This is a genomic window from Geodermatophilus sp. CPCC 206100, assembly GCF_048569675.1.
GTDB lineage: Bacteria > Actinomycetota > Actinomycetes > Mycobacteriales > Geodermatophilaceae > Geodermatophilus.
Genome location: NZ_JAQISV010000033.1, coordinates 15,261 through 39,615, shown reverse-complemented (window position 1 = coordinate 39,615; position 24,355 = coordinate 15,261). Strand labels below are relative to the sequence as shown.

Below are 24,355 nucleotides of genomic sequence, written 5' to 3'. Positions count from 1 at the left end.
CCGCCGGCCCCGGCGTCGCCCGCCGCGCGCAGCCGGCCGCTGCCGCCGGTCCCGCCGCCGCGCCCGCGGGCCGGCCGCTGGGTGCCCGGCCCGGACGACACGCAGCTCATCCCGGTGCTGCCGGCGGTGCCGCGCCCGGTCGACGAGACCGACGAGGAGGTCGAGGCCCGCGAGGGCGCACCCGGCGAGCGCCGCGGCATCCTCCGGGCCGCCGGCACGATGGCCGTGGCCACGCTGGTCTCCCGGCTCACCGGCCTGCTGCGGACCATGGTGCTGGCCGCGGCGCTGGGCGTCGGGCTGGTCAACGACGCCTACAACACGTCGAACACGCTGCCCAACATCGTCTACGAGCTGCTGCTCGGCGGGGTGCTGACCTCGGTCATCGTGCCGCTGCTCGTGCACGCCCAGGAGCGCGACCGTGACCAGGGCGTCCGCTACGCCCAACGGCTGTTCACCGTCCTCGTGGCGGCCCTGCTGGTCGTGACGGCGCTGGCGATCCTGGCGGCGCCGCTGCTCACCCGCCTGTACGGCATCGAGGACGACCCCGAGCAGGTCCGGCTGGCCAACTGGCTGGCCCGCATCCTGCTCGTGGAGATCGTGTTCTACGGCATCGGTGCGCTGGCCCAGGCGATCCTCAACTCGCGCAACGTCTTCGGGCCCCCGGCGTGGGCACCGGTGCTCAACAACGTCGTCGTCATCGCCACCGGCCTGCTCTTCGTCGCCGCCAGCGGGCCGGGGGACCTGACGCCCGCGACCATCACCGACGAGCAGGTGTGGCTGCTCGGCATCGGCACCACCCTGGGCATCGCCCTGCAGTCGCTGGTGCTGCTGCCGCTGCTGCACCGGGCCGGGGTGCCGCTGCGCCCGCAGTGGAACCTGCGCGAGACCGGCCTGCGGGAGGCCGGCGACCTCGCCGTGTGGGTCATCGGGTACGTCGCGATCAGCCAGGTCGGCGTCGTGGTGGCCACCCGGATCGCCAACGCCGCGCAGCGCGAGGGCGGCCTCGGGTCCAGCGCGTTCGCCTACACCAGCCTGCTGTTCCAGATGCCCTACGGGATCATCGGGGTCGCGCTGCTCACCGCGCTCCTGCCCCGGATGAGCCGGGCCGCCGCGCGCGCCGACGTCCCCGGCGTCGTCCGTGACCTCTCCCTCGGCACCCGGCTGTCGGCGCTCGGCCTGCTGCCGGTGACCGCGGCGCTCACCGTGCTCGGCCCGGCCCTCGGGACCCTCGCCTTCGCCCGCGGCAACACCAGCGTCGACGAGGCCCGCGCGATGGGGGTCGCGCTGGCCGTGGGCGCCTTCGGGCTGCTGCCGATGGCGGTCACGCTGCTGCAGCTGCGGGTCTTCTACGCGATGAAGGACGCCCGCACGCCCACGCTCATCCAGGTGGGCATGGTCGCCGTCCGCGTGCCGCTGCTGCTGCTCGTCCCCGTCGTCGTCGACCCGGACCGGGTGGTCGCCGGGCTGATGCTGGTCACCAGCACCACCTACCTGGCCGGCTGGGTCATCGGGCACGTCGCGCTGCACCGCCGGCTCGGGGCCCTGGAGGTGCGCGCCACGCTGGGACCGGTGCTGCGGATCGCCGCTGCCTCGCTCGTCGCCGGGCTGCTCGGCTGGGCCGTGGTGGCCGTGACCAACGGCGCTCTGGGGCGGTCGGTGGCGGGCTCGCTCGGCACCCTGCTCATCGGTACCGTGGTGATCGGCGTCGTGGCTCTGGCAGGGCTGGTGCTCGCCCGGGTCCCCGAGGTCCGAGAGCCCCTGGCCGCGGTCAGGGCCCGGCTGGGGCGCGGATGAGCACCGCGGCGACGCCACCGCCGGGGCACCCCCGTCCCCGGCCCGGAACGAGGGAGTCGGCCGCGTCGATGACGTCCACGACCACCGGCCTCCCCGACCGCTACCGCCCGCTCGACGAGGTCGGCCCGGCCGAACCCACGTCGACCGGCGTCATCCGGTGCTGGCGCGCCAAGGACCGCATCCTCAACCGCGACGTCGCCATCCGGGTCCACACCCCCGGCGGCGCCGCGGCCCGCGAGTGGATCACCCGGGCGCTGACCGCCGGCGGCCTGGCCACCCCCGCGCTGGCGATGGTCTACGACGCCGCCGAGGGCAGCGGCAACGCCCAGGTCCCGGGTGGCGCGGCCTACGTCGTCAACGAGTGGATCGAGGGGCAGACCCTCGCCGAGCGCATGGCCGAGGGGCCGATGCCCGAGCGCGAGGCCCGCACCGTCCTGCGCCGGCTGGCCGAGGGGGTCGCCGAGGCGCACCGGGTCGGCCTCGCCGTCGGCGGCATCAGCCCCGAGACCGTCGTCCTGCGGCCCAACGGCCTGGTCGGCCTCCGCGCCGTCCCGGCCGCCGGCGGCACCATCCAGGGCGACATCAGCTCACTGGCCGAGCTGCTCGAGTACTGCCTCGCCGGCCCGGCCGAGCCCGGCGCCCGGCGCCGCGTCCTGCCGCCCGACCTCGCCGCCCTCGTCCGGCGGGCGCGCTCCACCGAGCCGGGCGCCGGCCTGTCCAGCGTGGCGGCGATGGCCGCCCTGCTCGCCGAGCGTCCCCGCGGGCACGTCTCCGAGCCCGTCCGTGGCACCGACGAGAGCGACAGCGGCTGGCTGCGCCGGCTGCGCGAGCGGCGCGAGGACGACGTCGACGAGGACCCGTCCCCCACCCTGGACGCCTCCGGGGGCGCTCCGCGCCGGCTCAGCCGCCCGCCGGTCCCGCCGCCCCGCCCCGACGAGGACGAGGACCTGCTGCCGCTGGCGGGCGGGTTCGGCGTCGACGAGGACGACCTCGAACCCGAGGAGCCCGACGCCGACGGCTACGACGAGCCGGCCCCCCAGGGCCGCCGCAAGCTGCTCGTGGTCGGGCTGCCTCTCCTCGCGCTCGCCGTGGTCATCGTGCTGGCCTGGTGGCTGGGGACGAACGTGCTGTCGGTGGCCGACTCGGTCGAGGGCGAGCGCACGACGCCGGCGCCGTCCGCCCCCTCCAGCAGCGCCCCGGCCGAGGACAGCGCGGCGCCCAGTGACGCCCCGGCCGCGACCATCGCCGGCGGGACCGTGCTGGACCCGGGCGGGGACGGCGAGCCGGAGAACGTCGACGCGATCCCGCTGTCCTTCGACGGCGACCCCGCCACCGCCTGGTCGACGCTCACCTACCGGGGCTCCCCGGCCTTCGGCAACCTCAAGGACGGCGTCGGGATCGTCTACGACCTCGGCACCGAGCAGGCCCTGTCCGGCGTCACCGTGACCACCAACACCCCCGGCGCCACCGTCGAGATCCGGGTGGGCGACGAGCCCGAGGGGCCGGTGGACGGCTACGACGTCGTCGCCTCCGGCGAGCTGACGCCCACCACCGACCTCACCTTCGAGGAGCCCGTGACCAGCCGCTACGTGCTGCTGTGGGTGACCGGGCTGGTGTCCTCCGACGACGGGTTCTCCGCCGACGTGGCCGAGGTCGCCGTCCAGCCGGCCGGCTGAGCGCCGCCTCGGGGCGGGTGACCCGGTTTCCGTCGGCTGGAATGGAACGCTGCTGACCGGGGAATGTGCCTCCTACGATCCTCGTTGTGCCGCCCGTGACCTCAGACCACCCGACCCCTGGCCCTGCCGTGACCACCACCGGGAACCCCGCGATCCCGCCGGCGGAGCACGACGGCGTCCGTGACCTGATCATCATCGGGTCGGGACCGGCCGGCTACACCGCCGCCGTGTACGCCGCCCGCGCGAACCTGCACCCGCTGGTGTTCGAGGGCTCCCAGTTCGGTGGCGCGCTCATGACCACCACCGAGGTGGAGAACTTCCCCGGCTTCGCCGAGGGCATCCAGGGCCCGCAGCTGATGATGGACATGCGTCAGCAGGCCGAGCGCTTCGGCGCCGAGCTGGTGGCCCGCGACGTCAGCGAGGTCGACCTCACCGCCGAGCCGAAGATCGTGAAGGTCGGCGACGAGGTGCACCGCGCACACGCGGTCATCGTGGCCACCGGCTCCAAGTACCGGTACCTGGGCCTGGACAACGAGGCCCGCCTGCTCGGTCGCGGCGTCTCGGCCTGCGCCACCTGCGACGGCTTCTTCTTCCGGGACCAGGACATCGTCGTGGTCGGCGGCGGCGACTCGGCGATGGAGGAGGCCACCTTCCTCACCCGCTTCGCGAAGACGGTCACCGTCGTCCACCGGCGGAGCGAGCTGCGGGCGTCGAAGATCATGCAGCAGCGTGCCCAGGAGAACGAGAAGATCCGCTGGCAGCTGGGCAAGCAGGTCACCGACGTGCTCGGCGAGAACACCGTCTCCGCCGTGCAGCTCACCGACGTCGAGACCGGCACCACCGAGACCGTGCCGGTGACCGGCCTGTTCGTCGCGATCGGCCACGACCCGCGCAGCGAGATCTTCGCCGGCCAGCTCAAGCTGGACGACGAGGGCTACATCCAGGTGGAGCACCCGACCACCAAGACGAACATCGACGGCGTCTTCGCCTGCGGTGACGTCGTCGACCACATCTACCGGCAGGCCATCACCTCGGCCGGCACGGGCGCCGCGGCGGCCATCGACGCCGAGCGGTTCCTGGCCGAGGCGTTCGGCGAGCGCTGACGCCCGATCCGGGCATACCGCAGCGCCTCCGCGGGTTGTCCCGCGCAGAGGCTCACAGACCTCGACCGACGAGAGGGAGAACGACCATGGCAGGCAACACCGTGACGGTCACCGACGCCAGCTTCGCCGACGACGTGCTGGGCAGCGACAAGCCCGTGCTCGTCGACTTCTGGGCGGAGTGGTGCGGCCCGTGCAAGATGGTCGCCCCGGTCCTCGAGGAGATCGCCTCGGAGCACGGTGACAAGCTGACGATCGCCAAGCTCAACATCGACGAGAACCCGCAGATCGCCCGCGACTACCAGGTCATGTCGATCCCGACCATGACGGTCTTCCAGGGCGGCAAGCCGGTGAAGAGCATCATCGGCGCCAAGCCGAAGGGCGCGATCCTCTCCGACCTCGCCGACTACCTGTAAGGACTCCCCGCCCCCTGCAGGGGGCCGGAGCCCGCGACGGGCTGCTGACAGGGCCTCCTCCGCCGACCGGCGGGGGAGGCCCTGTCGCGTGCCGGTCCCCCCCGACGGGCCGGGTCGTCGCACGGGGACCACAATCGGTCCACGATGGGAACCGACAGCCGCATGCAGCCCCTCGGGACCGGAGACCACGGTCCCGCTGTGGCCGACGTCCACGCCGCCCTGCGCAGCCTCGGGCTGCTGCCGCCCACCGCCGGCACCGCCGACGGCGAGCCGCTCGAGGAGGTCTACGACACCGCCACCGAGCTCGCCGTCCGGCACTTCCAACAGGTCCGCGGCCTGTCCGTCGACGGGCGGGTGGGCGAGGAGACCTACCGCGCGCTGTCCGAGGCGCGCTGGTCCCTCGGCGACCGGCTGCTCCACCACGACCCGGTCCGCCCGATCCGCGGGGACGACGTCATCAACCTGCAGGACCGGCTGCACGAGCTCGGCTACGACGCCGGCCCGGTGGACGGCGTGTTCGGCACCGAGACCGAGATCGGGCTGCGCGCCTTCCAGCGCGACTACGGGCTGACCGCCGACGGCACCTGCGGCCCGGCCACCCTGCGGGCGCTGCGCCAGCTCGGCCGGAAGGTGACCGGCGGGCGCCCGCAGCTGCTGCGGCAGAGCGCCAGCTTCGTGGAGAGCGGCCCGCACCTGATCGGCCGGCGCATCGTCGTCGACCCGGGGCACGGTGGCCCGGACACCGGGTTCACGGCGGGCGAGACGACCGAGGCCGACCTCGTGCTCGACCTGGCCTCGCGCATCGAGGGCCGGCTCGCCGCCGCCGGCGCCACCGTCTACCTGACCCGCGGCCGCGACCAGGCCCCGACCCTGCAGGAACGGACGGCGTTCGCCAACGACGCCCGCGCCGACCTGTTCCTCTCCCTGCACCTGGACGCGCACCCCTCCGAGCACGCCCGCGGGGTGGCCAGCTACTACTACGGCACCGGGTCCGGCCCCTCCTCCACGGTCGGCGAGCAGTTCGCCAACCTGGTCCGCCGGGAGGTCATCGCGCGCACCGGCATGCTCGACCTCGGCTCGCACGCGAAGACCTGGGACCTGCTGCGGATGTCCCGGATGCCCGCGGTGCGGATGGACTGCGGCTACCTCTCCCACCCCGTCGACCGGCTGCTGCTGCTCGACGCCCGGCTGCGCAGCACCGTGGCCAGCGCCGTCGTGGCCGCCGTCCAGCGGCTGTTCCTGCCGGCCGAGGCCGACCCGCCCACCGGCACGTTCGTGCTGCCCGCCCGCGTCTGACCGCACTCCCGGGCGTATAGGAAGCTCTCCCTGCGTCTCGGGCCGCCGGACGCAGGCAGAGCCTCCAACACCTCGCGGAGCGGGGCCGGTGGGGCGTACGGGACCGGACGGGTCCGTCCCACCCGCCGTGTCCCCGCGAGCCGCGGTGTGCGCCTCCCTACACTCGACAGGTGGCCTCTCTCCCGCCCGGTACGCCTCCGGGCCCCGGTGTGCACCCCCACCCGGCGCCGCGCCACCCGCGGCTGGACCCGCTGGCCGACCGGTACGCAGCACGTACGCACGGGATGAAGACCTCGGAGATCCGCGCGCTGTTCTCCGTCGTCAGCCGTCCCGAGGTGGTCTCGCTGGCCGGCGGCATGCCCGCGGTCACCGCACTGCCGCTGGACGCGGTCGGCTCGATGATCGGCGACCTGGTCTCGGGGATGGGGGCGCAGACCCTCCAGTACGGCTCCGGCCAGGGCGACCCGCGGCTGCGCGAGCGGATCTGCGACGTCATGGCGCTGGAGGGCATCACCGACGCCTCGCCCAGCGAGGTGGTCGTGACCGTCGGCTCCCAGCAGGCGCTCGACCTGGTGACCCGCGTCTTCTGCGACCCGGGCGACGTCATCCTCGCCGAGGGCCCCTCCTACGTCGGCGCGCTCGGGGTCTTCCAGGCCGCCGAGGCGCAGGTGCGGCACGTGCCCATGGACGACGACGGGCTGATCCCCGAGGCGCTGGAGCAGGCGCTCATCGAGTGCCGCGCCAACGGCGACCGGGTCAAGTTCCTCTACACGGTGCCCAACTACCACAACCCCGCCGGCGTCACCCTCTCCGAGCCGCGCCGCGAGCAGGTCATGGCGATCGCCGAGCGCTACGACCTGCTGATCATCGAGGACAACCCCTACGGGCTGCTCGGCTTCGACCGCGACCCGATGCGGGCGCTGCGGGCGCGCAACAGCCGGCGGGTCATCTACCTCGGCTCCTTCTCCAAGACCTTCTCCCCGGGCCTGCGCGTGGGCTGGGTGCTCGCGCCGCTCGCCGTCCGGGAGAAGCTGGTGCTGGCCACCGAGGCGCAGGTGCTGTGCCCGCCGTCGCTCACCCAGTACGCCGTCGCCCGGTACCTGGACACCCAGCCGTGGCGTGAGCAGATCAAGCACTTCGTCGAGCTCTACCGGGAGCGGCGGGACGCCGCCCTGGAGTCCCTCGACCAGCTCATGCCCGCCGGCACCACCTGGACCCGGCCCGACGGCGGCTTCTACGTGTGGCTCAAGCTGCCGCACGGTCTGGACGCCAAGCGCATGCAGCCCCGCGCGGTCAACGCGCACGTCGCCTACGTGCCCGGCATCGGCTTCTACGCCGACGGCGGCGGGCGGGAGTACATGCGGCTGTCCTACTGCTATCCCGAGCCCGACCAGATCCGGGAGGGCGTGCGCCGGCTGGCCCGGGTCATCGAGGCGGAGCTGGACCTGCACTCCACCTTCGACGCGGTGGACACCGGCACCTTTCGCGCCCTCGCCCAGCCCGGTCACGAGGCGGAGAACATCGTCGGCCCGGCCAACAGCGACACCTACGAGGACGGACGCGCATGAGCGAGCAGGTCGCACCCGCCGCGGAGCCCGCCGCAGCCCGCCACCCCCTGCGCGCGGTCGTGCTGGCCGGCGGGCTGAACTTCGAGCGGGAGGTCAGCCTCTCCTCGGGGACCCAGGTCGAGGAGGAGCTGACCCGCGCCGGGGTGGACGCCGAGGTGCGCGACGCCGACGCCGAGCTGCTGCCCGGCCTGGCCGCCGCCCCGGCCGACGCGGTGTTCATCGCGCTGCACGGCGCCACGGGGGAGGACGGCGCCCTGCGCGCGGTGCTCGACCTCGCCGGGGTGCCCTACGTCGGCTCCCCGGCCGCGGCCTGCCGGCTGGCGTGGGACAAGCCGGCGGCCAAGTCGGTGGTCCGCTCCGCCGGGGTCACGACGCCGGACTGGGTGGCCCTGCCGCACAGCACGTTCCGGGAGCTGGGCGCCGGCGCGGTGCTCGACCTCATCGTGGCCCGCCTCGGCCTGCCGCTCATGGTCAAGCCGGCCTCCGGTGGCTCGGCCCTGGGCGCGCAGAAGGTGACCCGGGTGGAGGACCTCCCCGCCGCGATGGTCAGCTGCTTCGCCTACGGCGACACCGTGCTGGTCGAGCGGTTCGTGGACGGCGTGGAGCTGGCGCTGTCCGTCGTCGACCTGGGGGAGGGGCCGCAGGCGCTGCCGGCGGTCGAGATCGCCCCGGAGTCCGGCGTGTTCGACTACACCGCGCGCTACACGCCGGGGCTCACCGAGTACCACGCGCCCGCCCGGGTCTCCGACGCGGTGGCCGAGCGGGCGGCGGCGCTCGCGGTGCAGGTGCACCGGGTGCTCGGCCTGGCCGACCTGTCGCGGACCGACGCGATCGTCAGCCCGGACGGCGAGGTGCACTTCCTGGAGGTCAACGTCTCCCCCGGGCTCACCGAGACGTCGATGTTCCCGATGGCGGTGGAGGCGGCCGGGCACTCGCTCGGCGACGTCCTCGCCCGGCTGCTCACTGCCCCCCCGCGGGGCGCCGCCCACCCGCGGAACCACGGACCCGAGCCCGGGTTGCGTCAGTGACGCAACCCGGGCTCGGGTCGGGTCTCACTCCTCGTTGCGGCGCCCCGTGATGTCGGGAGCCATCAGGCCGATGATGCGCTGCAGGTCGTCGACCGAACCGAACTCGACGACGATGCGCCCCTTCGCCCGGCCGATCTGGACCTTCACCTTGGTCTCGAACGCGTCGGACAGCCGGCCGGCGAGGTCCTCGACGCCCGGCGCGTTGAACCGCCGGGTGCGTCGCTTCGCGGCCGGCTGCTCGGCGGCGGCCAGGGCGACGGCCTCCTCGGTGGCCCGCACCGACATGCCCTCGGCCACGATCCGGGTGGCGAGGGCGTCCTGCGCCTCGGCGTCGGCCAGCCCGAGCAGCGCCCGCGCGTGGCCGGCCGAGATGACGCCGGCGGCGACCCGGGTCTGCACCTTCACCGGCAGCTTCATCAGCCGGATGGTGTTGGTGACCTGCGACCGGCTGCGGCCGATCCGCTGCGCCAGCTCCTCGTGGGTGGCCCCGAACTCCTCCAGCAGCTGCTGGTAGGCCGCGGCCTCCTCGAGCGGGTTGAGCTGGACGCGGTGGATGTTCTCCAGCAGCGCGTCGCGCAGCAGGGCGTCGTCCGTGGTGTCCCGGACGATGGCCGGCACGGTGTCCAGCCCGGCCGCGCGGGCGGCGCGCAGCCGGCGCTCGCCCATGATGAGCTCGTAGCCGCCGTCGGTGCGCTCGCGCACGACGACCGGCTGCAGCAGGCCGAACTCCCGCACGGAGTGGGTGAGCTCCTCCAGCGCCTCGTCGTCGAAGACCTGGCGGGGCTGCTTGGGGTTGGGGACGACGTCACCGACGGCCACCTCGCGCAGCTGCGCGCCGGGGACGCCGACGGTCTCCTCCTGCCGCCGCGCCACCGTCTCGGCTGCCTGGGCGGCCGGCGGCAGCAGGTGGACCGGGGATGCGGGCTCGGCCGCGGGGGCGGGCGCGCTCTGCGGCCCCGGCTCGCCGCCCATCGACTCCGGCAGCGCCGGCTGCTCGACCGGCGGGGCGCTGGTGGGGATCAGGGCCGCCAGTCCCCGGCCGAGACCGCCACGCTTGTTCATGCTCGCTCCTCAGGAGACGGGGGGACGGGCACGGTCGCCGCGTCGGTGTCGGCGAAGGCCAGATCGTCCAGGCGGACGGCGTTCATCGGGGTGGTCGGCGGTCCGGCGGGGGCCGGGGTGCTCAGCGGCGGCAGCGACACCCCGCGCTGCGCGAGCTCGCGGGCGGCGTCCACGTAGCTGGTGGAGCCGCGCGAGCCGGGGTCGTAGGTGAGCACCGACTGGCCGTACCCCGGCGCCTCCGACACCCGCACGTTGCGGGGGATGACCGCGTCCAGCACGAGCTCACCGAAGTGGTTGCGGACCTCCTCGGCCACCTGGTCGGCGAGCTTGGTCCGCCCGTCGTACATGGTGAGCAGGATGGTGCGGACGGCGATCCCCGGGTTGAGGTGCTGGCGGACCAGGTCGATGTTGTTGAGCAGCTGCCCCAGCCCCTCCAGCGCGTAGTACTCGCACTGGATGGGGATGAGCACCTCGTCGCCGGCCACGAGTGCGTTGAGCGTGAGCAGGCCGAGGGACGGCGGGCAGTCCACCAGCACGTAGTGGGGGCGCTGATCGGCGGGCAGGGAGTGCAGGTAGGCCTCGATGGACCGCCGCAGCCGGTACTCGCGGGCGACCACCGAGACCAGCTCGATCTCCGCGCCGGCCAGGTCGATGGTGGCCGGGACGCAGCGCAGCAGGGGGCTCGCCGTGGTGGGGTGCACGACCTCCGACAGCGAGTGGTCACCGACCAGCGCGTCGTAGATGGACGGCGTCCCGACGTTGTGCGGGACACCGAGCGCCGTGCTCGCGTTGCCCTGCGGGTCCAGGTCGATGACCAGCGTGCGCAGCCCGTAGAGCGCCAGCGCCACCCCCAGGTTCACCGTGGAGGTGGTCTTGCCGACGCCGCCCTTCTGGTTGGCGATGCTGATGACGCGGATCCGTCCGGGCGCCGGGAACGGCTCCTGGTTGGCGGCGTGCAGGACCCGCGTCGCCCGCAGCGCCTCCATGGCGATGGGGCTGTCGAAGTCCGCTCCGGTGCCGGCCGCCTGGTCGGCGGCGAGGCTGCTGCGCAGCCGCTCGCCCGGGTCGGTCATCTCGGGTCCTTCCTGCGGAGCCGTTTCACGTGGAACGGGTTCGGGGAGTCGTACGGGTTCCACGTGGAACAGACGTCACCGTGCTCCACGCGTCATGACCACCACGGTAGTGGCAGCCTCCCCGAGGTCGGCACCGACAGCCCGGGCGTGGACGTCGCGCATGCCGGCCGCCTCCAGGTCGGGGATCAGCGCCGGCAGCTCCTCGACGGCGCGGGTGCCGACGAGGGCCACCAGCTGGGCCCCCGGCCGCAACAGCTCCCGACACCAGGCGACCAGCCGGGGGAGGGCGGCGACCGCCCGCGCGGTGACGACGTCCACCGCGCCGACCGCCTGGCGCACCGAGCGCTCTTCGGCCCGGCCGCGGATCACCCGCCACGGGACCCCGAGCTCGGCGACGACCTCCTCGAGGAACTCCACCCGCCGGGCCATCGGCTCGACGAGGGTCAGCCGCAGGTCCGGCCGGGCCAGCGCCAGGGGGATCCCGGGCAGGCCGGCCCCGCTGCCGACGTCCACCACGGTGGCGCCCCGGGGCACCGCCTCGGCGACGGCCGCGCTGTTGAGCACGTGCCGCTCCCACAGACGGGGCACCTCCCGCGGGCCGATCAACCCCCGGGTGACGCCGTCGGTGGCCAGCCGCGCGACGTAGCGCTCGGCGTCGGGCAGGGCCGCGCCGAAGACCCCGCCCGCGACGGGTGGGGCCGGTGGGACCGCTGGGGCCTCGGCAGCCTCGGTCACTTGTCCGGGAGCACCACGACGCGGCGGTTGGGCTCCTCGCCCTCCGACTCGCTGTGCACCCCGGCGACGCCGGCGATGACGTCGTGGACGACCTTGCGCTCGAACGGGTTCATCGCCGCGAGGCGCTCGGGCTGCCGGCTGGCGCCGACCCGGCGGGCCGCCTCGGCCGCGAGCGAGGTGAGGTCGGCCCGCCGCTTGGCACGAAAACCGCCGATGTCGAGCATCAGCCGGCTGCGCACCCCGGTGGACTGCGCGACGGACAGGCGGGTCAGCTCCTGCAGTGCCTCCAGCACGGCGCCGTCCGAGCCGACCAGGTCGTCGAGCTGGCCGCCGACGATGGCCACCGACGCCCGGTCCCCCTCGACGTCGAGGTCGATGTCGCCGTCCACGTCGAGGATGTCGAGCAGCCGCTCGAGGTAGTCACCGGCCACGTCGCCCTCGCGGACGAGCAGGTCGTCACCGCTGTCCTCGTCGGCCGGCTCCACCAGGGCGTCGGCGGACTCGCCGTCCGGGTCGGGCAGGTCGGGCAGGTCGGGCTCGGCCGGTCCGGAGCCGGAGGGCACCGGGCTGAGGACGGCGCCCGAGGTCGCCTCGGCCGTGGCCGACGTGTCGGTGGGGTGCTGCGGAGCGCTCATGGCTGTTCCTCCCAGTCGGAGCGGGCATCCGGGGATCCCCCGGTGGTTGGTGGCCGGCCTCGCGGGCCGGTAGGCGTCCGCGACGGGTGCCGGGTGCGGGTCAGCGGCGCTTGCGCTTGCCGCGGTTGGCCGGCCCCTGGCTACCCCGGCTCCCGCCGGTGCCGGTGCGGGGCCGCCCGGTCTGGCCGCGGTTGCCCGGCGGCTTGCCGTTGGCCCCGGACGCGGTCGCACCCGGTGGCTGCGGACCGTCGACGGCGGCGCCGTCCACGGGTGCGCCGGTGCCGGCGGTCGTGCCGTCCGTGCCCTTGGACAGGTCGACCGTGCTCGACGGCGCGGCGGTGCGGCCACCCTTCGGGCGGACCGGCTTGGCGCCGGGCTTGGGTGCCAGCGTCTTCGGGTCGACAGGCGGGTTCTCCGCGTCGGCCTTGGCCTTGGCGGCGGGGGAGCCGGGCGGCGGCATCTTGCGCAGGATGAAGAACTGCTGGCCCAGGGTCCACAGGTTGTTGGTGAACCAGTACAGGAGCACGCCGACGGGGAAGAAGAAGCCGGTGACGAAGAGGCTCAGCGGCATGCCGTAGAGCAGCAGCTTCTGCACCATGGCCGCCTGGCCCTCGACCGGGCCCGACCGCCGCATGATCTGCTTCTGCGTGAAGAAGGTCGTGGCGCACATGATCACGATGAGGACGAACGCGACCACGCGGATGTTGGCGTAGGTGGCGATCTCGAGGATCGCCTGCTCCTTGGGCCCGCTCATGCTGAACGAGGAGGAGATGGGCGCCCCGAACAGCGGTGCCCGCGCGGCCTCGTCGGTGAGCTGGTCGTCCCAGCTGTAGAGGCCCTGGGCGTCGGGGGCCAGCCGGCGCAGGACGTGGAACAGCGACAGGAACACCGGGATCTGCGGCAGGATCGGCAGGCAGCCGGCCAGCGGGTTGACCCCGCGCTCCTTCTGCAGCGCCATCATGGCCTGGCTGAAGCCCTGCTTGTCGCTGCCGTACTGCTTCCGCAGCTTCTGGATCTCGGGCTGGATCTCCTGCATCGCCCGCTGCGACTTGACCTGCTTGACGAACAGCGGGAAGAGGATCAGCCGGATCGTGACGACGAGGAACACGATCGACAGGGCCCACGACAGGCCGGACAGGCCGGTGCCGGCCTCCGGGTCCCCGAAGACGGAGCTCCACAGCGAGTGCCACCGGGCCATGACCCAGGAGATGGCGGTGTACAACCAGTCAAGCAACGCCAGCCTCCTGCTGGGGTGCCCGGCGGGGTGCCGGGGGGTGGGCTCGGTCGGGTGCGGGCGTCGCGCCGCGCGCCGGCGGGACGGGGTCCCAGCCCCCGGGGTGCCAGGGAGCGCACTTGAGCAGCCGCGTCAGCGCCAGCCAGCTGCCCCGGCCCGCGCCGTGGACGGCGATCGCCTCGGCCGCGTACGCGCTGCAGGTGGGCGCGAACCGGCACCGCGGCGGCAGCGCCGGGCTGATCGCCCGCTGGTAGAAGCGCACCGCGGCCAGCAGGGCCCGCCCGACCGCGCCGGGGCGGCGGGTCGCAACGGTGCCCGGCTCGGCGGTCACGACGTCCGGACCCGTGCGGCGAGGACGCGGTCGAGACCGGCGGAGAGGTCCCGCGCCAGGTCCGCCGAGGTGGCGGTCGCCGCCTCGGGGCGGGCCCGGACGACCAGGTCGGCCGTCGCCGGCAGCCGGTGCAGCTCGCCGAGGACGACCGCGCGCAGCCGCCGGGTCACCCGGTGGCGGACCACCGAGTTGCCGACGGCCTTGCCCACCACGAAGCCGGCCCGTGGACCGCCGGCCGTCCCGGCGTCGCCGGGGCGCGGGGTCACGGGCCGTTCGGGGAGGTAGTGGAGCACCATGGTCGGCCGTCCGGCACGCCGACCGGACCGGACGACCGCGGTGAACTCCGGACGCCGGCGCAGGCGTGCCTGCGCGGGCAGCACCTCAGGCGGAGAGCTTCTCGCGACCCTTGCGCCGGCGGCCGGTGATGATGGCCCGGCCGGCGCGGGTGCGCATCCGCAGCCGGAAGCCGTGGGTCTTGGACCGGCGGCGGTTGTTCGGCTGGAACGTGCGCTTGCTCACGAGGTACTCCCACTACACGACATCGACGGTGCGCACCCACCGGCGGGCGGGCACGCGCGAGGGACGGCCAGGGCGCGGCGACCTGATCGGCCACCGACGTCCTCCGTCCACAGACTCCCACCAGCATAGCCGAGGAGCGGGGGGTGCCGGAGGCCGCCCGGACTCTGACTGCCCAGGCTCCACCATCCCCGGCGCCCTCCGGCGACGGCACGCCGGACAGCGCCCGCGACACGCCCGGCGGCGCGCCGGGGGAGCTCCCAGCCGTCGTTGCCGGGCTGTGGATGAGGCTGTTAGCGTCGCCGTCGCTCCGCACCGGACGTCCGAGTCCGGCGCAGGGGCCGCCCCGCTGGGTCGACCGACCACCGCGACCACCGAGATCCTCCGCAGAACCACCCTCTGACCAGCGACGACGCCCCTGCCCGGACCGCACGAGCGGTACTCGGCCGGATCTCGTCGCCGGTCGTGCACAGCCTGTGGACGCCGGTGTGGACGCCGTGTGTCCGGATGTCCACAGCGGGGGACTGACCGGGGGACGACGGCGCCCGGCACCCGGCGACCGCAGTGCGGTCGACGACACACGGAATCGGGGAGGACACGGCCATGGCCGATGCCACGGTGGACCTGGCGACGGTCTGGGACCAGATCCGCGAGCGGCTGGCCACGAGCCTGTCCCCGCAGCAGAACGCGATGCTCAACCTGACCCGCCCGGTCGGGGTGTTCGAGGACACCGCGGTGCTGTCGGCGCCGAACGAGTTCACCCAGACCGTGCTCGAGTCCCGGATGCGCCGGGTGCTCGCCGAGGCGCTGTCCGAGCAGCTGGGCCGGGACATCCGCGTCGCCGTCCAGGTGGAGGACACGCCGGCCGAGCCCGAGCCGCCCGCGCGGCCCGAGGTCCCCACCCGGCGACCGTGGTCGGCGGTCGAGGCGCAGCGCGCCGAGGAGGACCGGGAGACCCGCGACCGCGCCGACGACGGCCGCAGCGCCTTCGGGGTGCGCGCCGACGTGACCCGGCCGCTGACCTGGGAGCGCGACGTCCCCGAGCGGCCGGCCGCGCCCGACCTGCCGCCGGCCCGGGAGACCGAGGAGTGGTCGCCCACCGACTGGAGCCCGCCGGCGCGCACGAGCACCGGCCGCGGCGCGCGGCCGCAGCGGGACTGGGGCGGCGCACCGGACGACGACGGCGCCGCCGTGCTCCCGTTCGACCTGGACCCGGGGGACGCCGGCGCCGAGGAGCCGCCCGCCCCCAGCCGGGGACGCCGGAGCGAGAGCCGGGCGACCGCCGGGCGCGGCGGGGACGCCGTGCCGCTGTTCGGCGGGGACCGCCGGGCGCCGGCCGGCGCGCAGGACCCGGGCCTGAACCCGAAGTACGTCTTCGACAGTTTCGTCATCGGCAACAGCAACCGGTTCGCCCACGCCGCGGCGGTGGCGGTCGCCGAGGCGCCGGCCCGGGCCTACAACCCGCTGTTCATCTACGGCGACTCCGGGCTGGGCAAGACCCACCTGCTGCACGCGATCGGCCACTACGCGGCGCGGATGTTCCCCAACGTCCGGGTCCGGTACGTGAGCACCGAGGAGTTCACCAACGAGTTCATCAACCTGGTGCACTCCGGGCGGGCCGAGGACTTCCGCCGCCGCTACCGCGACATCGACTTCCTGCTCATCGACGACATCCAGTTCCTGGAGCGCGCCGAGCGGACGCAGGAGGAGTTCTTCCACACGTTCAACACGCTGCACAACGCCAGCAAGCAGATCGTCATCACCTCCGACCGGGCGCCGAAGAAGCTGACGACGCTGGAGGACCGGCTGCGCACCCGCTTCGAGTGGGGGCTCATCACCGACGTCCAGGCGCCGGACCTGGAGACCCGCATCGCGATCCTGCGGAAGAAGGCCTACGGCGAGCGGCTGCAGGTGCCCGACCAGGTGCTGGAGTTCATCGCCAGCAAGGTGCAGACCAACATCCGCGAGCTCGAGGGCGCACTGATCCGGGTGACGGCGTTTGCCAGCCTCAACAAGCAGCAGGTCGACCTGCCGCTGGCCGAGCTCGTGCTCAAGGACCTGATCAGCGACGAGCAGGGCCCGCAGATCACCGCGGCGATCATCATGGCGGCCACCGCCGAGTACTTCTCCGTGACCATGGAGGAGCTGCAGGGTGCCAACCGCAGCCGCACGCTGGTCAACGCCCGGCAGATCGCGATGTACCTGTGCCGGGAGCTCACGGAGCTGTCCCTTCCGCGGATCGGTGCCTCCTTCGGCGGCAAGGACCACACCACGGTCATGCACGCGGTCAAGAAGATCACCAACCTGATGAGCGAGCGCCGGGCCACCTACACGCAGGTGACCGAGCTGACCGCCCGCATCAAGAGCCGCGCCCGCCAGTAGCCCGGCTCCGTCCAGCGGCTCGGCCCGGGCCGACGAGGGCTGAGGAGGACGGCGTCCCCCCGTTGTCCACATGCCTGTGGGCGCTCGGCAGGTCGCCCGGCCCGCGCGGACGGCGACCTGTCTGTCACCCGAGCGGGTGACCTGGGTCGACTGGTCGACGAGTTGTCCCCAGGAATGTGCACAGGTTGGGGGTATCTCGTACCGGCGGCCTCACCGCACGTCACGGACACCCCGGGGACGACTCCGGGCCCTTGCGCCTGCCGCACCCGCCCGACGAGTCCCTGACCTGGGCTTTCGCCGTTCCGGACGCGTTCCGGGCCACCGCCGGCCCGCTGTGCCTCCAACGCGGTGCACTTGACCTGGGGACGAGCAGGGGGGAACCAGGGGACAGGAGGTGGACGCCGGGCGGTCGATGTGCGTAACCGTCGAGATGTCCACGTGTCGACAACAGAGTGCACTGACCAGCCCACAGTCCGCCAACACGTCGACTCGGGGCCTGAGCAGGTCCGATGCCCTCCATCCCCAGCTTCCACACGTGTGATGACGAAGATGAGTTAGTTGTCTCGAGGAATCCTTGAACCACACTCTGGGTGGGGAAGCAGCGCTGGGAGTGGCCTCGCGGGACCAGCGGTTACCGCTCTGTCGCCGGTAGAAGGCACGATGTGCACCGCAGAGCAGGAGGACCACGCAGAAGAGCTGGGGTGGATCAGGTCATGAAGTTCCGGGTGGCACGTGAGGTGCTCGCCGATGCCGTCGCCTGGACGGCGCGCAGCCTGCCGCCCCGGCCGTCGGTGCCGGTCCTGGCCGGGATCCTGCTCGAGGTCGACGGCAGTCAGCTGTCGGTGTCGGGCTTCGACTACGAGGTCTCCGCCCGCGCGGAGGTCGACGTGCAGGCGTCCGAGAGCGGACGGGCCCTCGTGCCGGGACGGCTGCTCGCCGAGATCACCCGCGCCCTGCCGCCGCACCCGGTGGACATCACCGCCGAGGGCCCGCGGCTGGCGATCGCCTGCGGCAACGCGCGGTTCAGCCTGCCGACCCTCCCGGTGGAGGACTACCCGTCCCTGCCGTCGATGCCGTCGTCGGCCGGCGTGGTCGACAGCGACGTGTTCGCCGAGGCCGTCGGCCAGGTCGCCGTGGCGGCGGGGCGCGACGACACCCTGCCGATGCTCACCGGCGTCCGGCTGGAGATCGAGGACGACCTGGTGACCCTCGCGGCCACCGACCGTTACCGGCTGGCGGTGCGCGAGTTCGCCTGGCGGCCGGACACCCCGGGGCTGTCGGCGGCGGTGCTGGTGCCCGCGCGCACGCTGGCCGACGCGGCGCGGACGCTGACCAGCGGCCCGGAGATCGTCATCTCGCTGTCCTCGGGAGGCTCCGGGGAGGGCATTCTCGGCCTGTCGGGCAAGGACCGGCAGACCACGACCCGGCTGCTGGACGCCGAGTTCGTCAAGTACCGCGCGATCATGCCGAACGACTCCGCGGCCAACGCCGTGCTGCCGGTCGGGCTGTTCACCGACGCCGCCAAGCGCGTCGCGCTGGTGGCCGAGCGCGGCACCCCGCTGCGCTGCGAGTTCACCCCCGGCCAGGTCACCCTGCGGGCCGGCGGCACGGACGACGAGGGCCAGGCCGAGGAGCGCTGCGACGTCGAGTTCGACGGCGAGCCGCTGACCATCGGGTTCAACCCGACGTTCCTGCTCGACGGCCTGGCCGCGGTGCACACCAGCCGGGCGCGGATGGACTTCACCAGCCCGCTCAAGCCCGCCGTCCTGTCGGGCGTGGACGAGCCGGCGGCCGAGGACGAGGCGGCGGCCCGCCCGGCCGAACGGCCCGGCAGCTACCGCTACCTGATCATGCCGGTGCGACTGCCCGGCTGACACAGGACCCTCGCGCCCCCCACCGCTCGCATGCTCGCGGTGGGCCCCTGCGCGAGGGCCGACCGCCGGGCACGATGACGGGCAGGACGTCGCGACGAGAAGAGGGACATCGTGCAGCTGGGGCTGATCGGGCTGGGCAAGATGGGCGGCAACATGGCCGAGCGGGTGCGCCGCGCCGGTCACGAGGTCGTCGGCTTCGACCACCACCCGGAGAAGCGGGACGTCGACAGCCTGCCGGCGCTGATCGAGGCGCTGTCCGCCCCGCGCGTGGTGTGGGTGATGGTGCCGGCCGGGGAGCCGACCCGGGCGACGGTCAAGGAGCTGGCCGACCTGCTCAGCCCCGGAGACGTGATCGTCGACGGCGGCAACTCGAAGTACACCGACGACCAGGTGCACGACGTGCTGTGCCGCGAGAAGGGCATCGGCTACGTCGACGCCGGCGTCTCCGGCGGCGTGTGGGGCCTGGAGAACGGCTACGCGCTCATGGTCGGCGGGACCAAGGACGACGTCGCCAAGGTGCAGCCGGTCTTCGACGCGCTCAAGCCCCCGTCACCGGTGGACGCGTCCGGGCAGGAGATGCCGGGCGCGGGCTTCGTGCACGCCGGGCCGGTGGGCGCCGGCCACTTCTCGAAGATGGTCCACAACGGCATCGAGTACGCGATGATGCAGGCCTACGGCGAGGGCTACGAGCTGCTGGCCGCCGTCGACCTCATCGAGGACGTGCCCGGCGTGGTCAAGTCCTGGACCCAGGGCACCGTCATCCGCTCCTGGCTGCTGGACCTGCTGGTCCGCGCGCTGGAGGAGGACCCGGCGCTGGAGCAGATCAGCGGCTACGCGGAGGACTCCGGCGAGGGCCGGTGGACCGTCGAGCAGGCCATCGAGAACGCCGTCCCCATGCCGGCGATCGCGGCCTCGCTGTTCGCCCGCTTCTCCTCCCGGCAGACGGACTCGCCCACGATGAAGGCCGTCGCGGCGCTGCGCCAGCAGTTCGGTGGCCACGCGGTGCACGCCGTCCAGGCGCAGGAGGCCGAGCGCCCCGCGTGAGAAAACACCCCGTCCTCCCCACCCTTCGCGAGCTCAGGGCGGGCCCCGGGACGGGGCGGCCCCGGCAAGGGGGCCGCTCCACAGCCTCACCGGGGGTCTGACCGGTGTACGTGCGGCACCTGCAGCTGGGCTCGTTCCGGAACTGGGACCGGGTGGACCTGGCCCTGCAACCGGGGCCGACGGTCATCGTCGGCCGCAACGGCGAGGGCAAGACCAATCTCGTCGAGGCGGTCGGCTACCTCGCGACGCTGGGCAGCCACCGGGTGGCCAGCGACACCCCGCTGGTCCGGCAGGGCGCGACGCAGGCGGTGGTGCGCGCGGCCCTGCGCCGCGAGGACCGCGAGCTGCTGGTCGAGGTCGAGATCAACCCGGGCCGGGCCAACCGGGTGCGGGTGAACCGCGCGCCGCTGCCCCGCCCGCGCGAGCTGCTCGGCCTGGTGAAGACCGTGCTGTTCGCCCCCGAGGACCTCGTCCTGGTGCGGGGCGACCCCGCCGAGCGGCGCCGGTTCCTCGACGACCTGCTGGTCAGCCGCACCCCGCGGCTGGCCGGGGTGCGCAGCGACTACGAGCGGGTGCTCAAGCAGCGCAACGCCCTGCTCAAGACCGCCCGGCTGGCTCGCGGCGACGCGCTGGCCACCCTCGACGTCTGGGACGGCCACCTGGTCGAGCTCGGCGGTCAGCTGCTGGCCGCCCGGCTGCGCCTGGTCGCCGACCTCGGCCCGCACGTGGCGCAGGCCTACGCCCAGGTCGCCGGGGCCGACGCCGCGCTCGCCGCGCTGGGCTACGCCAGCACCGTCCCCCTGGCCGGGGACGGGACCCCGCTGCCCGAGGACGCCCGCCTGCCCGACGTCGCCGAGCTCAGCGCCGCGCTGCGCGAGCGGGTCACCGAGCGCCGCGGCGAGGAGGTCGACCGCGGGATGACGCTGGTCGGCCCGCACCGGGACGACCTGGTCATCTCGCTGGGGTCGATGCCGGCCAAGGGCTTCGCCAGCCACGGGGAGTCCTGGTCGCTGGCCCTGGCGCTCAAGCTCGGCTGCTTCGCGCTGCTGCGCGCCGACGGGGACGAGCCGGTGCTCGTGCTGGACGACGTCTTCGCCACCCTGGACGCCGAACGGCGCGCGGCCCTCGCCGCGGTGGCCCGCTCGGCCGAGCAGACGCTCATCACCGCGGCGGTGCTGGACGACGTCCCGACCGAGCTGCGGCGGACCGTCGTCCAGGTCGCCGGGGGGCAGGCGGTTCCGTCCGGGACCGCGGCGGCCGAGGATGGAGCCGTGGACGGCGCGTCGATCGAGGAGGGGGCCCGGTGACGGCCGAGCCACCCGGGCGGCCCAGTGACATCGCCCGCGCGGCGTTGGAGGCCGCGCGCGCCGCGTCGGCGGCCCGGCCCCGGCCCACGCGGCGGCGCATCGCCGGGCCGCGGCGGGTCTGGACCGGCCCCCGGCCCGGGGACGACGACCCGCAGCCCCTCGGCCGGCTGGTGGACTCGCTGGTCACCGCCCAGGACTGGACCCAGCACACCCGCGTCGGCGCCGTCTTCGGCCGGTGGTCGGCGCTGGTCGGCCCGGACATCGCCGCCCACTGCGAGCCGCAGACCCTGACCGAGGGCGAGCTGCTGGTGGTCGCCGAGTCCACGGCCTGGGCCACCCAGCTGCGGCTGCTGGCCCCGACCATCCTGGCCCGGCTGCGCGCCTCGGTGGGCGGGGACGTCGTGACCCGGCTGCGCGTTGTCGGTCCGACGGCCCCGAGCTGGAAGAAGGGCCCGCGCTCCGTGCGCGGGCGGGGGCCGCGCGACACGTACGGCTAGGAGCGCCGCCCGGCACCGGGCCGCTCCGGGAGGACGATGCAGCGATGAACAGCCCGCGCGACCGTGACCGCCCCGACGACCGGCCCGGCGACCGGCCCGGCGAGGGCGGCGGCTGGCACGAGCCGGTCCACCTCGGCAAGGGGGACAACCCGCAGCCGCCCGACGAGTCCCGGCCGGAGCCGCCCCGGGCCGAGGAGCCGGCCCCGCCGGCGGAGCCCACGCCCTGGCAGCCGGCGGGGTGGGACCTCCCCGCGGCCGAGCCCGAGCGCCCGGTCCGGCCGGCCGACCGGTCCGGCACCGACGCCGCCCGGGAGGACCGCCCGGCGCCGTTGCCGACCGTGGGGGAGCAGCCGCCGGCCGGCGGGGGGCTCTTCGGGCCGCGCCGGCCGCGCACGCCGAGCGAGTTCGAGCGGGTCTTCAGCTACCAGGGCGACCCGGTCGGCGCGCAGGGCTGGGCGCTGCAGCACGGCTGGGAGATCTCCGACGGCACCGGCCAGGAGGACGCCGTCCTGGCCGAGCTCGTCGCCTCGGCGCCGGTCCGCGCGACGAGGGACCACCGGCCGGCCGGGGTGATGCGCGGCCGCTACGGCGCCCTCGAGCTGGTCGCCTTCGACGTGCTGTACGCGTCCGGGCGCTACGCCGTCCCCGAGTACGCGATCACCGCCGCGCCGGTCCTGCAGTCGGTCCCCGGGCTGCGGCTGTCGCCCGCCCGCTTCTGGAAGCACCGCACCGGCGGCCTGGTCCAGGTGCCCAGCGGGGACCCCGAGTTCGACGCGCGCTGGGTGCTCCTGGCGGCCGAGGACGGCCCGGCTCCCCGCCGGCTGGTGGAGGACGAGACGGTGCGCGGACTGCTGCTGGGCACCGACGACGGGGACGAGTTCTGGACCGCGGGGGGGTTCGTCGCGGCGATCCGGCCGGACGGTCACCGGCCGGAGCTGATCGAGCACCACGCCCGGATGCTGACCGCCGTCGTCGGCGCCCTCGCCGTCGTTCCGTGACCGACGCCGCGGCCGCACCCCCGGCGCCGACGGCGGGCCTGCGGGAGCTCGTGCCGCTGCTGCGCCCGCACCGCGGCCCCCTGGGCGCCGCGGCGGCGCTCTCGCTCGTCGCGGCCGCCGGCGCGCTGGCCCAGCCGGCGCTCGTCGCCCGCGTGATCGAGGCGGTGGGCGCCGGCCGCGCACTGCTGCCGGCGGTGCTCGCGCTGGTCGCCGTCCTGGTGGCGGCCTCGGCCCTGTCGGCGTTCCAGCAGTTCCTGCTGCAGCGCACCGCGGAGGGCGTGGTGCTCACCACCCGCCGGCTGGTGTCCGACCGGCTGCTGCGGCTGCCGGTGGCCGAGTACGACCGGCGGCGCACCGGCGACCTCATGTCGCGGGTCGGTGCCGACACCACGCTGCTGCGGGCCACGGTCACCTCCGGCGTCGTCGACATCGCCGGGTCGGCCGTCGTCGGCGTCGGTGCGCTCGTCGCGATGGCGCTGGTCGACGGCTGGCTGCTGCTGGTCACGGTGGTCGCGGTGTCGGTCGGGGTGGCGGTGGTCGCCTCGGTGTCCCGGGGCGTCCGGCGGCTGTCGCGGCAGGCGCAGGAGGAGGTCGGCGCCATGAGCGCCGCGGTGGAGCGGGCGCTGTCGGCGGTGCGCACCATCCGGGCCAGCGGCGCGACCGCCCGTGAGGTGGCGGTCGTGGGGGAGAGCGCCGGCCGGGCGTACGCCGCGGGGGTGCGGGTCGCCCGGCTGGAGGCGCTGGTCTCCCCGGCCGGCTCGATCGCCGTCCAGGGCGCGTTCCTCGCCGTCCTCGGCCTCGGCGGGTACCGGGTGGCGGCCGGCTCGATCGCCGTCGCGGACCTGGTCGCGTTCATCCTGTACCTGTTCCTGCTGGTCATGCCGCTGGGGCAGGCCATCGGCGCCTGGACGCAGCTGCAGACCGGGCTGGGCGCGCTGGCCCGCATCCAGGAGGTGCTCGCCCTCGCGCCGGAGGACGACGCGCGGCCGGAGAGCGGAGCCGCGGCCGGCGCCGTTCCCGCGCTGCCGCCGTCCCGCGACGTGCCGCTGCTCGAGTTCGACGACGTCACCTTCGGCTACCCGGACGGCACCGAGGTGCTGCGCGGGGTCTCCCTGCAGGTGCCCGCCGGGAGCCGCGTGGCGCTGGTCGGGCCGTCGGGTGCGGGGAAGTCGACGGTGCTGGCGCTGGTCGAGGGCTTCTACCCGCCGGACGGCGGGGCCATCCGGTGGGCCGGCACGGACGTGCGGGACCTGCCGCGGGCCGGGTTGCGCGGGCGGCTGGGTTACGTGGAGCAGGAGGCCCCGGTGCTGGCCGGGTCGCTGCGGGAGAACCTGCTGCTCGCCGCGCCGGACGCGACCGATCCGGAGCTGTGGGCGGTGCTCGCCGACGTCGGGCTCACCGACGTGGTGCAGCGCTCACCCCGCGGCCTCGACGTCCCCGTCGGGGAGGACGGCGTGCTGCTGTCCGGCGGGGAGCGGCAGCGGCTGGCGATCGCCCGCTCGCTGCTGGCCCGCCCGGCGCTGCTGCTGCTCGACGAGCCGACCGCCAGCCTCGACGCCCGCAACGAGCAGCTGCTGCGGCAGACACTGGCCGCGGCGGCCGAGGACCGGGCGCTGCTCGTGGTGGCGCACCGGCTGTCGACCGTGCTCGACAGCGACCAGATCGTGGTGCTGGACCAGGGGCGGGTGGTCGCCCGCGGCACCCACTCGGAGCTGGTCGAGTCCAGCCCGCTCTACCGCGAGCTCGCCGCCGCCCAGCTCCTCGTCTGAGCTGCGCTCCCGGCCGGACC

The 24,355-nt window shown here is 74.7% G+C and carries 22 protein-coding genes; 14 read left to right on the top strand and 8 right to left on the bottom strand.

Annotation, left to right across the window (positions count from 1 at the left end; genetic code table 11):
• The 7 genes from murJ to PGN05_RS16240 all read left to right on the top strand — a co-directional run.
• On the top strand, positions 1–1,794 hold a 1,794-nt coding region (gene murJ / locus PGN05_RS16270), incomplete at its 5' end, for a murein biosynthesis integral membrane protein MurJ (protein WP_419753599.1).
• A 68-nt stretch (positions 1,795–1,862) separates the two neighbouring features.
• Positions 1,863–3,470, top strand: a complete 1,608-nt coding sequence (locus PGN05_RS16265; RefSeq protein ID WP_419753598.1) for a protein kinase family protein — start codon at positions 1,863–1,865, stop codon at positions 3,468–3,470.
• A 128-nt stretch (positions 3,471–3,598) separates the two neighbouring features.
• Entirely contained in the window at positions 3,599–4,573 is a 975-nt protein-coding gene (trxB, locus tag PGN05_RS16260; protein WP_419753597.1) for a thioredoxin-disulfide reductase, read from the top strand.
• 86 nt (positions 4,574–4,659) lie between these two features.
• Positions 4,660–4,986 carry a thioredoxin gene (gene trxA, locus PGN05_RS16255; protein WP_166526917.1) on the top strand — a complete coding sequence of 109 codons (327 nt, stop codon included), beginning with the start codon at positions 4,660–4,662 and terminating at the stop codon, positions 4,984–4,986.
• 198 nt (positions 4,987–5,184) lie between these two features.
• Positions 5,185–6,282 carry an N-acetylmuramoyl-L-alanine amidase gene (locus tag PGN05_RS16250; protein WP_419753596.1) on the top strand — a complete coding sequence of 366 codons (1,098 nt, stop codon included), beginning with the start codon at positions 5,185–5,187 and terminating at the stop codon, positions 6,280–6,282.
• A 170-nt stretch (positions 6,283–6,452) separates the two neighbouring features.
• Complete coding sequence (locus PGN05_RS16245; protein ID WP_419753595.1) at positions 6,453–7,850, top strand: PLP-dependent aminotransferase family protein; 1,398 nt, start codon at positions 6,453–6,455, stop codon at positions 7,848–7,850.
• Complete coding sequence (locus PGN05_RS16240) at positions 7,847–8,878, top strand: D-alanine--D-alanine ligase family protein (RefSeq protein ID WP_419753594.1); 1,032 nt, start codon at positions 7,847–7,849, stop codon at positions 8,876–8,878. Before PGN05_RS16245 ends, PGN05_RS16240 begins: the two co-directional genes overlap by 4 nt.
• A gap of 24 nt (positions 8,879–8,902) precedes the next feature.
• On the opposite strand, the gene PGN05_RS16235 is transcribed toward PGN05_RS16240, so the two are convergent.
• The 8 genes from PGN05_RS16235 to rpmH all read right to left on the bottom strand — a co-directional run bounded on the left by PGN05_RS16235 (position 8,903) and on the right by rpmH (position 14,467).
• Positions 8,903–9,940 carry a ParB/RepB/Spo0J family partition protein gene (locus tag PGN05_RS16235; protein WP_419753593.1) on the bottom strand — a complete coding sequence of 346 codons (1,038 nt, stop codon included), beginning with the start codon at positions 9,938–9,940 and terminating at the stop codon, positions 8,903–8,905.
• On the bottom strand, positions 9,937–11,013 hold the full coding sequence (locus PGN05_RS16230; protein ID WP_419753592.1) for a ParA family protein: 1,077 nt from the start codon (positions 11,011–11,013) through the stop codon (positions 9,937–9,939). Before PGN05_RS16230 ends, PGN05_RS16235 begins: the two co-directional genes overlap by 4 nt.
• A 75-nt stretch (positions 11,014–11,088) precedes the next feature.
• Positions 11,089–11,748: a 16S rRNA (guanine(527)-N(7))-methyltransferase RsmG gene (gene rsmG, locus PGN05_RS16225; RefSeq protein ID WP_419753591.1), complete on the bottom strand. Its 660-nt coding sequence runs from the start codon at positions 11,746–11,748 to the stop codon at positions 11,089–11,091.
• Entirely contained in the window at positions 11,745–12,383 is a 639-nt protein-coding gene (locus PGN05_RS16220; protein WP_419753590.1) for a protein jag, read from the bottom strand. Before PGN05_RS16220 ends, rsmG begins: the two co-directional genes overlap by 4 nt.
• Positions 12,384–12,483: 100 nt before the next feature.
• Complete coding sequence (gene yidC / locus PGN05_RS16215; protein ID WP_419753589.1) at positions 12,484–13,617, bottom strand: membrane protein insertase YidC; 1,134 nt, start codon at positions 13,615–13,617, stop codon at positions 12,484–12,486.
• Positions 13,610–13,879 carry a membrane protein insertion efficiency factor YidD gene (yidD, locus tag PGN05_RS16210; protein ID WP_419753600.1) on the bottom strand — a complete coding sequence of 90 codons (270 nt, stop codon included), beginning with the start codon at positions 13,877–13,879 and terminating at the stop codon, positions 13,610–13,612. The genes yidC and yidD overlap by 8 nt, the downstream gene beginning before the upstream one ends.
• A 65-nt stretch (positions 13,880–13,944) precedes the next feature.
• Complete coding sequence (rnpA, locus tag PGN05_RS16205; protein ID WP_419753588.1) at positions 13,945–14,328, bottom strand: ribonuclease P protein component; 384 nt, start codon at positions 14,326–14,328, stop codon at positions 13,945–13,947.
• A gap of 1 nt (position 14,329) precedes the next feature.
• Positions 14,330–14,467 carry a 50S ribosomal protein L34 gene (rpmH, locus tag PGN05_RS16200; RefSeq protein ID WP_072921044.1) on the bottom strand — a complete coding sequence of 46 codons (138 nt, stop codon included), beginning with the start codon at positions 14,465–14,467 and terminating at the stop codon, positions 14,330–14,332.
• Positions 14,468–15,067: 600 nt separating this feature from the next.
• Between rpmH and dnaA the strand changes: the two genes are divergently transcribed.
• The 7 genes from dnaA (at position 15,068) to PGN05_RS16165 (ending at position 24,335) form a co-directional block, all read left to right on the top strand.
• Positions 15,068–16,846, top strand: coding sequence for a chromosomal replication initiator protein DnaA (gene dnaA, locus PGN05_RS16195; RefSeq protein ID WP_419753587.1), 1,779 nt, complete (start codon positions 15,068–15,070; stop codon positions 16,844–16,846).
• A gap of 713 nt (positions 16,847–17,559) precedes the next feature.
• Complete coding sequence (gene dnaN / locus PGN05_RS16190) at positions 17,560–18,720, top strand: DNA polymerase III subunit beta (protein ID WP_419753586.1); 1,161 nt, start codon at positions 17,560–17,562, stop codon at positions 18,718–18,720.
• 111 nt (positions 18,721–18,831) lie between these two features.
• Positions 18,832–19,764, top strand: coding sequence for a phosphogluconate dehydrogenase (NAD(+)-dependent, decarboxylating) (gene gnd / locus PGN05_RS16185; RefSeq protein ID WP_419753585.1), 933 nt, complete (start codon positions 18,832–18,834; stop codon positions 19,762–19,764).
• Between the two features lie 104 nt (positions 19,765–19,868).
• A complete protein-coding gene (recF, locus tag PGN05_RS16180; protein ID WP_419753584.1) occupies positions 19,869–21,071 on the top strand; it encodes a DNA replication/repair protein RecF in 1,203 nt (400 codons plus the stop codon).
• On the top strand, positions 21,068–21,568 hold the full coding sequence (locus tag PGN05_RS16175; RefSeq protein WP_419753583.1) for a DUF721 domain-containing protein: 501 nt from the start codon (positions 21,068–21,070) through the stop codon (positions 21,566–21,568). Before recF ends, PGN05_RS16175 begins: the two co-directional genes overlap by 4 nt.
• Before the next feature lie 44 nt (positions 21,569–21,612).
• A complete protein-coding gene (locus PGN05_RS16170; RefSeq protein ID WP_419753582.1) occupies positions 21,613–22,566 on the top strand; it encodes a hypothetical protein in 954 nt (317 codons plus the stop codon).
• Positions 22,563–24,335: an ABC transporter ATP-binding protein gene (locus tag PGN05_RS16165; protein ID WP_419753581.1), complete on the top strand. Its 1,773-nt coding sequence runs from the start codon at positions 22,563–22,565 to the stop codon at positions 24,333–24,335. Before PGN05_RS16170 ends, PGN05_RS16165 begins: the two co-directional genes overlap by 4 nt.
• The last annotated feature ends 20 nt before the right edge of the window (positions 24,336–24,355 follow it).